At 66.9% G+C, this 12,431-nt stretch carries 9 protein-coding genes; all 9 read right to left on the reverse strand.

What is annotated here, in order from left to right; all coding sequences use genetic code 11:
* Positions 1-3: 3 nt before the first annotated feature.
* Positions 4-981: an ABC transporter permease gene (locus tag OIE74_RS12595; protein WP_329382086.1), complete on the reverse strand. Its 978-nt coding sequence runs from the start codon at positions 979-981 to the stop codon at positions 4-6.
* Positions 974-1,897 (reverse strand): ABC transporter permease, encoded by a 924-nt coding sequence (locus OIE74_RS12600; RefSeq protein WP_329382089.1) that lies wholly within the window; start codon positions 1,895-1,897, stop codon positions 974-976. Before OIE74_RS12600 ends, OIE74_RS12595 begins: the two co-directional genes overlap by 8 nt.
* A gap of 100 nt (positions 1,898-1,997) precedes the next feature.
* On the reverse strand, positions 1,998-3,632 hold the full coding sequence (locus tag OIE74_RS12605) for a peptide ABC transporter substrate-binding protein (protein ID WP_329382091.1): 1,635 nt from the start codon (positions 3,630-3,632) through the stop codon (positions 1,998-2,000).
* A 183-nt stretch (positions 3,633-3,815) separates the two neighbouring features.
* The gene (locus tag OIE74_RS12610; RefSeq protein WP_329382094.1) at positions 3,816-4,979 is read right to left on the reverse strand and encodes an ABC transporter ATP-binding protein; all 1,164 of its coding nucleotides are present in this window, start codon (positions 4,977-4,979) and stop codon (positions 3,816-3,818) included.
* Positions 4,972-6,030, reverse strand: coding sequence for an ABC transporter ATP-binding protein (locus tag OIE74_RS12615; protein WP_329382096.1), 1,059 nt, complete (start codon positions 6,028-6,030; stop codon positions 4,972-4,974). Before OIE74_RS12615 ends, OIE74_RS12610 begins: the two co-directional genes overlap by 8 nt.
* An 11-nt stretch (positions 6,031-6,041) precedes the next feature.
* Positions 6,042-7,010: an ABC transporter permease gene (locus OIE74_RS12620; RefSeq protein ID WP_329382099.1), complete on the reverse strand. Its 969-nt coding sequence runs from the start codon at positions 7,008-7,010 to the stop codon at positions 6,042-6,044.
* Positions 7,003-7,929: an ABC transporter permease gene (locus OIE74_RS12625; protein WP_329382102.1), complete on the reverse strand. Its 927-nt coding sequence runs from the start codon at positions 7,927-7,929 to the stop codon at positions 7,003-7,005. Before OIE74_RS12625 ends, OIE74_RS12620 begins: the two co-directional genes overlap by 8 nt.
* 149 nt (positions 7,930-8,078) lie before the next feature.
* Positions 8,079-9,722, reverse strand: a complete 1,644-nt coding sequence (locus tag OIE74_RS12630) for a peptide ABC transporter substrate-binding protein (protein ID WP_329382105.1) — start codon at positions 9,720-9,722, stop codon at positions 8,079-8,081.
* A gap of 546 nt (positions 9,723-10,268) precedes the next feature.
* Positions 10,269-12,155, reverse strand: coding sequence for a translational GTPase TypA (gene typA, locus OIE74_RS12635; RefSeq protein WP_329382108.1), 1,887 nt, complete (start codon positions 12,153-12,155; stop codon positions 10,269-10,271).
* Positions 12,156-12,431: the final 276 nt, after the last annotated feature.

A 12,431-nucleotide genomic window follows, 5' to 3' on the forward strand; every position in this document is an offset into this window, starting at 1 on the left:
TCCTCAGCGCAGCTTGGGGTCGAGGGCGTCGCGCACCGCGTCGCCGAGCATGATGAAGGCGAGCACGGTGATGGCCAGGGCGCCGGCGGGCCAGAGCAGCATGTGCGGGGCGTTGCGGATGAACTTCGACGCGTCGGAGATGTCGATGCCCCAGGACACCGAGGGCGGTTTGAGGCCCACGCCGAGGTAGGACAGGGTCGCCTCCAGCGCGATGTACGTACCGAGCGCGATGGTCGCCACCACGATCACCGGGGCGACGGCGTTGGGCAGGACATGCCGCAGCATCATCCGTGAGTTGGAGGCGCCGAGGGCGCGCGCCGCCTGGACGAAGTCGTTCTGCTTGATGGTGATGACGGAGCCGCGGGCGATCCGGGAGATCTGCGGCCAGCCGAGCAGCACCATGAATCCGACCACCGGCCAGACGCTGGAGCTGGTGACCACGGAGAGCAGGACGAGGCCGCCGAGCACCACCGGGATACCGAAGAAGATGTCGGTGACGCGGGAGAGGATCGAGTCCCAGAAGCCGCCGAAGAAGCCGGCCAGGCCGCCGAGCGCGGTGCCGACGATCGCGACGCCGAGGGTGGCGCAGACGCCGACGGTGACGGAGGCGCGGGCGCCGTAGACGGTACGGGTGTAGACGTCGCAGCCCTGGGAGGTGAAGCCGAAGGGGTGGCCGGGCTGCGAGCCTTCCTGGGCCTTGGCGAGGTCGCAGGAGAGCGGGTTGCCGGAGGCGATCGCCTGGGGCCAGATCGCGATGAACACCAGGAAGAGGATGACGAGGCCGGAGACGATGAAGATGGGGTTGCGGCGCAGGTCGCGCCAGGCGTCCGACCAGAGGCTGCGGGCCCGCTCCTCGGGCCCCGCCTCACCGGGCCCGGTCGGTTCGACCGACTCGCCGTCGCTGGTGGCGAGGTCCATCGTGCCGCCGAAACCGGTCGGGGCGATGGCTCCTTCGTCCTTGGGGGGCTCTGGCTCAGGCATAGCGGATCCTCGGGTCGAGTACGGCGTAGAGAAGGTCGACCAGCAGGTTCGCGAGCAGGAAGATGATGACGAGGATCGTCACGAAGCCGACGACGGTCTGGGTGTTCTGGCGCAGGATGCCCTGGTAGAGCTGGAAGCCGACGCCGTGGATGTTGAAGATCCGCTCGGTGACGATCGCGCCGCCCATCAGCGCTCCGATGTCGGTGCCGATGAAGGTCACGACCGGGATCAGTGAGTTGCGCAGCAGATGCCGGGTGATCACGCGATGTCTCGGCAGCCCCTTGGCGACGGCGGTACGGACGTAGTCGGAGCGGGTGTTCTCGGCGATGGAGGTCCGGGTCAGGCGGGTGACGTACGCCAGTGACACGGAGGCCAGTACGAGGCCGGGCACGATCAGTTCGTCGAGCGGTGCCGCCGAGGAGACCGACGGGGAGATGAGGTCCCACTTCACGCCGAAGAGCAGCTGCACGATCAGACCGGTCACGAAGGTCGGTACGGAGATGACGACCAGGGTGAGCAGCAGGACACCGCTGTCGGCGGGCCGGCCGCGCCGCAGTCCGGTGAGCACGCCGAGCGTGATGCCGATGATGATCTCGAAGACGATCGCGACGATCGTCAGCCTGATGGTGACCGGGAAGGCGGTGCCCATCAGCTCGGTGACCTCCTGGCCGTTGAAGGCCGTTCCGAAGTCGCCGGTGAAGACGTTGCCCATGTAGATCGCGTACTGCTGCCACACCGGCTTGTCGAGGCCGAACTCGTGCCGCAGCTGGGCGGCGGTCGCCGGGTCGCACTGCCGCTCGCCGCAGAGACCCGCGATGGGGTCGCCCATCACGTTGACCATGAGGAAGATCAGCAGCGTGGCGCCGATGAAGACGGGGATCATCTGGAGCAGACGCCGGATCACATAACGTCCCATGAAGGGCTCCGGGGGTCGTGGTCCTAGGTCGTGGGCCGCGGGGGAAGGGCCCGGGCCCGGCGCGCGGAGAGAGTGCGCCGGGCCCTGCGACCTCCAGGCGTCAGTTGACCTTGATCTCGTTGTAGACGGGGACGCTGAAGGGGTTCAGCTTGACGTTGCTCAGCCGCTCCGAGTAGCCGGCGCTGCCGTTCTGGTACCAGAGCGGGATGGCGGCCATGTTGTCCCGTACGACGCCCTCGGCCTGCTGGAACTTCTTGATCGCGGTCGGTTGGTCGCTCTCGGCGTTCGCCTCGTTGACGAGCTTGTCGAACTCGGCGTTCGTGAACTTGCCGTCGTTCGATGAGGCGTTGGTGAAGTAGAGCGGCTGGAGGAAGTTCTGGATCAGCGGGTAGTCCATCTGCCAGCCGGCCCGGAACGGACCCGGCATCTTCTGCTGGGTGATCTGGCTGCGGAAGTCGGCGAAGGTGCCGATGGGCCTGCCCACGCACGCGCGGTCGTTGCCGAGGGTGTTGTTGATGCTGTTGCAGACGGCGTCGATCCAGTCCTTGTGGGAGCCGGTGTCCGCGTTGTACGAGAGCTGGATCCGGCCCCCGGGGAGGCCACCGCCGTCGTTGATCATCTTCTTGGCGGCGGCGGGGTCGAAGTCGCAGGCCTTGCCGCAGAGGCCGGCCTGGAAGCCGCCCGACGTGCCGAGGACCGGGGATGTCCAGTCGGTGGCCGGGGTGCGGGTCTTCTGGAAGATCGTCTCGGTGATCTGCTTGCGGTTGATCGCCATCGACAGACCGGTGCGGACCTTCTGGGCGTCCGGGGTGTTCCAGGCCTCGTCGTAGAAGGGGAAGGCAAGGGTCTGGATGATGCCGGCGGGGGTGTTGATGTAGCGGGACCCCAGGTCGGCGGGCGCGTTCTTGAGCTGGGAGGCAGGGACGTCGTCGACGAGGTCCAGGTTGCCCGCCGTCAGGTCGGTGTAGGCGGTGTTGTTGTCGGTGTAGACCTTCAGGTCCACGCCGCCGTTCTGCGCCTTGTCCGGCCCCGGGTAGTTGTCCCACTTGCGCAGGGACATCTGTGAGCCCTTGGTGTACGAGTCGATGGTGTACGGCCCGTTGCCGACGGGCTTGGCGAGCCAGCCCGCGTGGTCCTTGAAGAACGCGGTGGGCAGTGGCGCGAACGCGGCGTATCCGAGGGTGTCGGGCCAGGTGGAGAACTTCTGGGAGAGCTTGACGGTGAAGGTCTGGGGGCCGGTGACCTTGAGGCCGGAGAGCGTGGTGGCGGTGGGGCTGCCCGAGTCGGGGTGGACGGCCGTGTAGCCGTCGATCTGGCCGAAGAAGTAGGCGTTGCGCTGGTTGTTCCGCAGGTTCGCGCCGTAGTTCCAGGCGTCCACGAAGGACTTGGCCGTGACCTTCTCACCGTTGCTGAAGGTCCAGCCGTTCTTGACGGTGATCGTGAAGTTCGTCGAGTCCTTCGTGTCGATCTTCTGGGCGAGCATGTTCTCGGCCTTGGCGGTCTTCGGGTTGTACCGCTTCAGTCCCCGGAACACCATGTCGAGGACCTTGCCGCCCTGGACCTCGTTCGTATTGGAGGGCTCCAGCGGGTTCTGCGGGTCGCCCCAGGACGAGCTGAGTACCCCGCTGCTCCCGCCACTCCCGCCGCTTCCGCCCCCGCCGCCGCCACAGGCCGTCGCGGTGAGGGCGACGGCGAGCGCACCTGCGGCCCACTTGGCGTGCGTGGCTCCGCGCATGGGGTTCCTCCTGAGTCCTGACTGTCACTTAGGCCCAAATATCACTCTCTTTCAGCAATCGCGCATGTGGTGGGCACCCGTGCGGGGAGGGGTGGCCGGGCGGTCTCCGCCCCGTACCCGCGGACATGACGGAGGCCCGGACCGCGTACGGCCCGAGCCTCTCGTCGTTCACACGACCACACCTCACGCGGCGTGGACGACGTCCTTCTCCTCGGCGAAGTGGCACGCCGACTCGTGCGCCGCCGGCGTCGTCGAGGCGACGAAGCGCTCGGGGATCGCCAGCAGCGGGACCTCCTTGGCGCACCTGTCCTGCGCCTTCCAGCAGCGGGTACGGAACCGGCAGCCGGACGGCGGGTTCGCCGGGGACGGCACGTCGCCGGCGAGGATGATCCGCTCGCGGCCGGCACGGGCATCCGGGTCGGGGACCGGGACCGCCGACAGCAGCGCCTGGGTGTAGGGGTGCGTCGGGTGGTCGTAGATCTGGGTGTCCGTACCGATCTCGGCGATCTTGCCGAGGTACATGACACCCACCCGGTCGGAGATGTGCCGGACGATCGACAGGTCGTGCGCGATGAAGATGTAGGACAGGTTGAACTCGTCCTGGAGCTTCTCCATCAGGTTGATGACCTGCGCCTGCACGGACACGTCCAGCGCCGAGACCGGCTCGTCGCAGATGATGACCTCGGGGTTGAGGGCGAGACCGCGGGCGATGCCGATGCGCTGGCGCTGGCCGCCGGAGAACTGGTGCGGGTACCTGTTGATGTACTCCGGGTTCAGTCCCACGACGTCGAGCAGGTCCTGGACCTTGCCCCGCCGGTCACCCCTCGGCGCCACCTCGGGGTGGATGTCGAAGGGCTCACCGATGATGTCGCCGACGGTCATACGCGGGTTCAGCGAGGTGTACGGGTCCTGGAAGACCATCTGGATGTTCCGGCGGACCGCCTTGAGCGCCCGCCCGGACAGCCGGGTGATGTCCTGGCCCTTGTAGAAGACCTCGCCCGCGGTCGCCGTCTCCAGCGTCATCAGCAGCCGGGCCACCGTGGACTTGCCACAGCCCGACTCGCCGACGATACCCAGCGTCTCGCCCTGGTAGAGGTCGAAGGAGACCCCGTCCACGGCCTTGACCGCGCCGACCTGGCGCTTGAAGAGGATGCCCTGGGTCAGCGGGAAGTGCTTGACCAGGTTGCGGACCTGGAGGATCGGCTCCCCGCGCTCCGCGGGCGCCTCGATGGCGGCGACCGCCGCCGACTCGGTGGCGACGTCGATCTCCGCCACCTCAGTGACGTTGGGGGTGACGTCCTCGGCCGGTGCGGCCGGGTTCCCGTCCGTCTTCCTGGGCTCAGCCATGGATCGTCTCCTTCCAGAAGTGGCACGCGCTGCCGCGGCCGGGCAGCTCGGTACCGTCCTGCTCGGTCACCGGCTGGAGGACCGGGACATCCGTACGGCAGATGTCCTGCGCCTTCGGGCAGCGCGGGTTGAACGCGCAGCCGGCCGGGATCTTGAGCAGGTTGGGCGGCAGGCCCTTGATCGCGTAGAGCTCCTGCCCCTTCTGGTCGAGCCGGGGGATGGAGTCGAGCAGACCGCGTGTGTACGGGTGCGCAGGCCGCTTGTAGAGCTCGTGCACCGGCGCGGTCTCCACGATCCGGCCCGCGTACATGACGGCGATCTTGTCCGCGACGTCGGCGACGACGCCGAGGTCGTGGGTGATCAGGATCAGCCCCATGTTGAACTCACGCTGGAGGTCCGCGAGCAGGTCCATCACCTGGGCCTGCACGGTCACGTCGAGCGCGGTCGTCGGCTCGTCCGCGATGATCAGGTCGGGCTCCAGTGCGAGCGCCATCGCGATCATGATGCGCTGGCGCATACCGCCGGAGAACTGGTGCGGGTAGTCGTTGACCCGCGCCTTCGCCGCCGGGATGTTGACCCGCTCCATCAGCTCGACGGCCTTGATCTTGGCCGCCTTGCGGGAGAGGCCCTCATGGACCCGGTACATCTCGCCGAGCTGGTAGCCCACCGACAGCACGGGGTTGAGCGAGGAGAGCGCGTCCTGGAAGATCATCGCGATCTTCCGGCCGCGGATCTTCCGCCGCTCCTCGTAGCTCATGGTGAGCATGTCCTGCCCGCGGTACAGGATCTGGCCCTGCGGGATGGAGCCCGGCGGCATGTCGAGAATGCCCATGATCGCCTGCGCGGTCACGGACTTGCCGGAGCCGGACTCACCGAGCACGGCCAGGGTCTCGCCCGAGGCCACGCTGTAGTTCACCCCGTTGACGGCCTTGGCGACACCGTCGCGGGTGTGGAACTCCACGTGGAGGTCGCGTACTTCGAGCAGCGGGGTGGTGTCCGACTCGCCCGGTCGGGGCGTCGGGACACTTGAGGTTTCTTCGATGATGGTCACGTACGCCCTCCTCAGCGCAGCTTCGGGTCGAGGGCGTCGCGGACGGCGTCACCCAGCATGATGAACGCGAAGACCGTGAGGCTCAGCATTCCGGCCGGGAAGAACAGGGCGTGCGGGTTGTCCCTGATGTCCTTGCTGCCCTGGGCGATGTCGATGCCCCAGGAAATGGTCGGATCGGCGAGGCCGAGACCCAGGAACGACAGGGTCGCCTCGGCCGAGATGTAGCCGCCCAGCGCGATCGTCGCGACGACGATGGTCGGTGCCATGGCGTTCGGCAGCACATGGCGGAAGAGGATCCGCCGGGTGCCCGCGCCGAGGGCGCGCGCCGCCGTCACGTAGTCCGCCTGCTTCGCGGTGATCACCGACGAGCGCATCACGCGGCAGATCGATGTCCAGCCCAGGAAGGCCAGGGCGAAGATCACGACGTAGACCTTGCGCTCGGTGAAGGCGTTCAGGACGACCATCGCGCCGAGCAGGAAGGGGATGCCGAAGAAGATGTCGGTGATACGGGAGATGACCGAGTCGAGCCAGCCGCCGAAGTAGCCGGCCAGCATCCCGAGCAGTCCGCCGAGGAGCGTCACCGCGGCGGTGACACCGACACCGACCAGGATCGAGGCCCGCGTCCCGTAGACGACACGCGCGTAGATCGAACGGCCCTGGCCGTCGTAGCCGAACCAGTCGGGCTGGAAGAAGCTGCCCAGCTCCGGCTTGGTCAGGAAGTGGTTGGTGAGGTCGCCGTCGCGCGGGTCGGCGCTGGTGAACAGCCCCGGGAAGACGGCGACGACTATCAGGAAGACGAGCAGGATCGAGGAGACCCAGAACATCGGGCGGTGCCGCAGGTCGTACCAGGCGTCGCCCCACAGGCTGCGCGGCTTGCCCTGCGACTTGTGGCCGTCGGCCGCGGTCTCGGGAGCTCCGGCGGCCGGCGGCGCGATGGCGTCGGTGGTCGCGTCCGTCTTGGTCTTGATCACGTCAGGCATACCGGATCCTCGGGTCCAGGACCGCGTACAGCAGGTCGACGACCAGGTTGATCAGAAGAATGATGAGCACGAAGACCGTGACCACGCCGACGATCGTCGAGCCCTCACGGCCTTGGAGCGCCTTGAAGAGCAGGTTGCCGACGCCCTGGACGTTGAAGATGCCCTCGGTGATGACCGCGCCGCCGATGAAGCCACCGACGTCGGTGCCGAGGAAGGTGACGACCGGGATCAGCGAGTTGCGCAGCAGGTGGACGCCGACGATGCGGCGTCTGGGCAGTCCCTTGGCCATCGCCGTACGCATGTAGTCGGCCCGCAGGTTCTCCGCGAAGGTCGTGCGGGTCAGCCGCGCCACGTACGCCATCGACAGCATCGCCAGGACGAACCCTGGCAGGAACAGCTGGGCGTAGTCCGTGGAGTCCTGCACATTGGGCGCGACCCACCCCAGTTCGTCGGCGAGGACGAAGCGTGCCAGGTAACCGAGCACGAACACCGGGATCGAGATGACGACGAGCGTGAAGATCAGTACGCCGGTGTCGACGGCCTTGCCGGCCTTCAGGCCCGCCCAGGCGCCGAGACCGATACCGATGATGATCTCGATGACCAGCGCCACCATGGTGAGCCGGAGCGTCACCGGGAAGGCCTCGGACATCTCGTCGGCGACCTGGCGGCCACCGAACGTCTCGCCGAAGTCTCCCTGGAGGAGGCCCCACATGTAGTCGACGTACTGCTTCCACAGGGGCTGATCGAGCCCGAAGTCAGCACGTAGCGCGGCGACCTGTGCGGGGTCCGCCGCCTTGTCACCCCACATCGCCCGGATCGGATCGCCCGGAAGGATGTGGACCATAAGGAAAATAATCAGAGTGGTCCCGATGAATACCGGGATCATCTGGAGCAGTCGCCTGGCGACGTAGCGCCCCATCATGCCTCCATGCCGTGAGGGGTCGGCGATGGCCTACGTAGTTTTCTCCGCCACGGGGTATGGGGTGGAGTCTCCCGGGGCCTCTGCCTGGCCGGACCGGTGCCGCCGCCCCGCGAGGGGACGGCGGCACCGGTTGACGGTCCCGGTATTTAGCTCTTGGCCTTCACCTGGACACCGGTGAAGATCGGGTCGCCGTCCTGGCCGTAGACGATCTTGCCGAAGACGTTCCTGGACTGGCCCGAGTTGTTCTTGTAGAACCACAGCGGGATGCTGGGCATGTCGGCCTTCAGGAGCTGCTCGGCCTCCTGGTACAGCTTCACCGTCTCGTCGAGCGTCGGCGCCTTGTCCGCCTTGGCGGACAGCTCGTCGAACTCCTTGTTGGAGTAGCCCGAGGTGTTACCGGCGGCGGTGGTGCCGTAGAGGTCGCGCATGAAGTTCGAGTTGACCGGGTAGTCGAGCACCCAGCCACTGCGGTACATGGACTTGACCTGCTTGTTGTCACGCGCGTTCAGGTCGGCCTGGAAGTCCGGCTTCGAGTCGCCGGTGCACTCGACACCGACGCTCTTGCGGATGCTGTTGCAGACCGCGTCGACCCAGGGCTTGTGGTCCTGGTCGGCGTTGAACTGGATCGAGATCTTGTTGCCGGGGACGCCGCCACCCTCCTTGATGAGGGCCTTGGCCGCGGCCGGGTCGAACTTCGTGATGTCACCGAGGGCGCCGGCCTTGTAGCCGAGCACACCGCGGGCGACGTACGAGTCGGCCGGGGTACGGGTGCCGTGGAGCACGGTCTTGGTGATCGTGTCACGGTCGATCGCCATGGACAGACCCTGGACGACCTTGGGGTCGATGTCCTTGAACTGGTCCGTGTAGAACGCCGGGTTGATCGCCTGGATCGCCGAGTACTCCTGGTCGATCGCGCGGTCGCCGAGGTCGTCCTTGTAGCTCGTGAGAGCCGTGGTCGGGACCTGCTCGATCCAGTCGAGGTTGTCCGACCGCAGGTCCGAGTAGGCGGAGTCGGCGGTGGTGTAGTTCTTGAAGTCGATGCCACCGTTCTTGGCCGCGTTCGGCCCGGTGTAGTCCTCGAACTTACGGACCTTGATCAGCTTCTTGTGGTCCCAGGAGACGAACTTGTAGGGGCCGTTGCCGACCGGCTTCTCACCGGCGGCCTTCGGGTCCTTGAAGAAGGACTCGGGGAGCGGCGCCCACACGTCGTAACCCAGCTTGTACGCGAAGTACGAGACCGAGCTGGTCAGCGTGATCGTGAAGCTGTTCTCGTCGACCACCTTCAGACCGGACATCTTGTCGGCCTTGGGGTCACCCTTCTCGGGGTGGACGTCCGCGTAGCCCTTGATGTCCTGGAACCAGCTGGAGTTGGTCTGGTTGTTCTTGACGTTGGCCGACCAGTTCCACGAGTTCACGTAGGACTCGGCGGTGACCGGGGTGCCGTCGTGGAACTTCCAGCCGGGCTTGAGCTTGACGGTCCAGACGGACGAGTCGTCGTTCGGGGTGACCGACTCGGCGTTCACGTACTGAAGCTTTCCGGTCCCGGGCTCGTAGTCGACCAGGCCGGAGAAGATGGCGCGCAGGACACGGCTGCCCTGGCTCTCCTTGGCGTTAGCCGGCTGCAGCGGGTTCTGCGGCTCGCCGAGCTGTGCGGTCAGAATGCCATTCGGGTCGGCCTTCCCCGCCTTCATGTCGTCGCCGCTGTCGCTGTCGCCGCCGCCACAGGCGGTCGCAGCCAGGGCGATGACTATCGCGCCCGCGACCCACTTGGCGCTCTTGGCACCGCGCATGGGTTCCTCCTCATGAGTCCACTTGTCACAACAAGATGGGCACCGATCGTTACGCCGACACCCCTGACGGCGGCCGATCAGTGCTCCGAGTGTGTGCTCGTGAGTCGGCGCTCCCCACAGCGCATGACCCATTGACCCGAGCTCAATGGAGCCAACTATTAAGTACACCCGACCTGTAAACCACACTTACCGCGTCTCGTTTTGACAACATCGACCCATCACCTACGCCCGAAATCCGGACAAAGTAAGCACAGACAGACACCCGCGAAACGGACTGTTAACGCAGCTTCCGGTGAGCGATACCCGGTATCCGGACGTTTCGCCACGGAAAACGAGTTGACAGAAGCTCCCGGCTCGGGCAAATCACCCTACTGTCCGGCCGCCGGCGAGGGGGCAGAACTCCGGCCCGGCACCTCGCGGGGCCGGGCCGGGGAAACGTACACCTGCCGGACCGTCAGGTTCCGCGGTGGCGGATCGTCAGGGCCGGCGGTCGCGGACCGTCGGGTTCCGCAGTCGCGGACCGTCGGGTTCCGTGGTCGTGGACCGTCAGCGCTTGGCGCGGGAGGCCGCGCGGCCGCGCTCCTTCTGGTCCAGGACGACCTTGCGGATACGGACCGTCTCCGGGGTCACCTCGATGCACTCGTCGTCGCGGCAGAACTCCAGGGACTGCTCCAGCGAGAGCCTGCGCGGCGGCACCACGTTCTCCGTGGTGTCGGCGGAGGCGGCACGCATGTTGGTGAGCTTCTTCTCCTTGGTGATGTTCACGTCCATGTCGTCGGCGCGCGAGTTCTCACCGATGATCATGCCCTCGTACACCTCGGTGCCCGGCTCGGTGAAGATGACACCGCGCTCCTGGAGGTTGACCATCGCGAACGGCGTCACCGAACCGGAGCGGTCCGCGACCAGCGAGCCGTTGTTACGGGTCCGCAGCTCGCCGAACCACGGCTCGTGCCCCTCGAAGATCGAGTGCGCGATGCCGGTGCCGCGGGTCTGCGTGAGGAACTCCGTACGGAAGCCGATGAGTCCGCGGGACGGCACGATCCACTCCATGCGGATCCAGCCGGACCCGTGGTTGGTCATCGTCTCCATACGGCCCTTGCGGGTCGCCATCAGCTGCGTGATCGCGCCCAGGTGCTCCTCGGGGCAGTCGATCGTCATGCGCTCGATCGGCTCGTGGAGCTTGCCGTCGACGTCCTTGGTGACGACCTCGGGCTTGCCGACCGTCAGCTCGAAGCCCTCGCGGCGCATCTGCTCGACCAGGATGGCCAGCGCCAGCTCACCTCGGCCCTGCACCTCCCAGGCGTCGGGACGCTCGGTGTCCAGGACGCGCAGCGAGACGTTACCGATCAGCTCGCGGTCCAGGCGGTCCTTCACCTGCCGGGCGGTGACCTTGTGGCCCTTGCCGCCCTTGCCGACGAGCGGCGAGGTGTTCGTGCCGATGGTCATCGAGATGGCCGGCTCGTCCACCGTGATCAGCGGCAGCGCGATCGGGTTCTCCAGATCGGCCAGGGTCTCGCCGATCATGATGTCCGGGATACCGGCGATGGCGCAGATGTCGCCAGGACCGGCCTTCTCAGCCGGCTTGCGGGTGAGCGCCTCGGTCATCAGCAGCTCGGTGATGCGGACGTTGGACATCGTGCCGTCACGCTTGATCCAGGTGACGGTCTGCCCCTTCTTCAGCTCGCCCTGCTCGACCCGGCAGAGCGCGATACGGCCGAGGAAGTTGTCGGCGTCCAGGTTGGTGACATGGGCCTGGAGCGGCGCGTCCTCCTCGTACACCGGAGCCGGGACGGAGCTCAGGATCGTGGTGAAGAACGGCTCCAGATTGGTGCTGTCGGCCGGGACCGTGCCGTCCTCCGGCTTGGTCAGCGAGGCGACGCCGTCACGCGCGCAGGCGTAGACGATCGGGAACTCGATCTGGTCCTCGTCCGCGTCCAGGTCGAGGAAGAGGTCGTACGTCTCGTCCACGACCTCGGCGATACGGGCGTCGGGCCGGTCCGTCTTGTTGATGCACAGGATCACCGGCAGCTTGGCCGCGAGTGCCTTGCGCAGCACGAACCGGGTCTGCGGCAGCGGGCCCTCGGAGGCGTCGACGAGGAGGACGACCGCGTCGACCATCGACAGGCCGCGCTCGACCTCACCGCCGAAGTCGGCGTGGCCGGGGGTGTCGATGATGTTGATCGTGACCAGGTTCGGGACGTCACCGGTACCGCCCTCCTTGGGGTGGTACTTCACCGCCGTGTTCTTGGCGAGGATCGTGATGCCCTTCTCACGCTCCAGGTCGTTCGAGTCCATCATCCGGTCGTCGAGGTGCTCGGCGGCGTGCGCGGCGAAGGCACCGGCCTGCTTCAGCATGGCGTCGACCAGAGTGGTCTTGCCATGGTCGACGTGGGCGACGATGGCGACGTTACGGATGTCGTGGCGCGTGGGCATGCTGGCTGGCGCTTCTCTCGATCGTGGGATGCGGCGTTGTTTTCCTCGTACGCCTGCCGGGCGGACACGCCACGGCTAACCCCATCGTACGGGGCTGGCGATGCCGGGGCTTCCGGGACCGATCCGATAAGAGGCTGGGCGCTGGGGAACGTGCTCGTGGAGTGCTCGTGGAGCGCTCGTCGTGCGTCTGCTGCGACGTACTGCGGGGTGTGGGACGGCCCGGGTCAGGGGATGGCACGATCTTGCCCGCCGGGAGGCCCGGCGGGCAAGTTGATC

Origin of the sequence: Streptomyces sp. NBC_01716 (genome assembly GCF_036248275.1) — a bacterium.
Taxonomy (GTDB): domain Bacteria; phylum Actinomycetota; class Actinomycetes; order Streptomycetales; family Streptomycetaceae; genus Streptomyces.

Excerpts from the sequence above, each read along its gene's own strand:
- OIE74_RS12595 (WP_329382086.1), bottom strand. The coding sequence starts at position 981 with ATGCCTGAGCCAGAGCCCCCCAAGGACGAAGGAGCCATCGCCCCGACC.
- OIE74_RS12600 (WP_329382089.1), bottom strand. The coding sequence starts at position 1,897 with ATGGGACGTTATGTGATCCGGCGTCTGCTCCAGATGATCCCCGTCTTC.
- OIE74_RS12605 (WP_329382091.1), bottom strand. The coding sequence starts at position 3,632 with ATGCGCGGAGCCACGCACGCCAAGTGGGCCGCAGGTGCGCTCGCCGTC.
- OIE74_RS12610 (WP_329382094.1), bottom strand. The coding sequence starts at position 4,979 with ATGGCTGAGCCCAGGAAGACGGACGGGAACCCGGCCGCACCGGCCGAG.
- OIE74_RS12620 (WP_329382099.1), bottom strand. The coding sequence starts at position 7,010 with ATGCCTGACGTGATCAAGACCAAGACGGACGCGACCACCGACGCCATC.
- OIE74_RS12625 (WP_329382102.1), bottom strand. The coding sequence starts at position 7,929 with ATGGGGCGCTACGTCGCCAGGCGACTGCTCCAGATGATCCCGGTATTC.
- OIE74_RS12630 (WP_329382105.1), bottom strand. The coding sequence starts at position 9,722 with ATGCGCGGTGCCAAGAGCGCCAAGTGGGTCGCGGGCGCGATAGTCATC.
- typA (WP_329382108.1), bottom strand. The coding sequence starts at position 12,155 with ATGCCCACGCGCCACGACATCCGTAACGTCGCCATCGTCGCCCACGTC.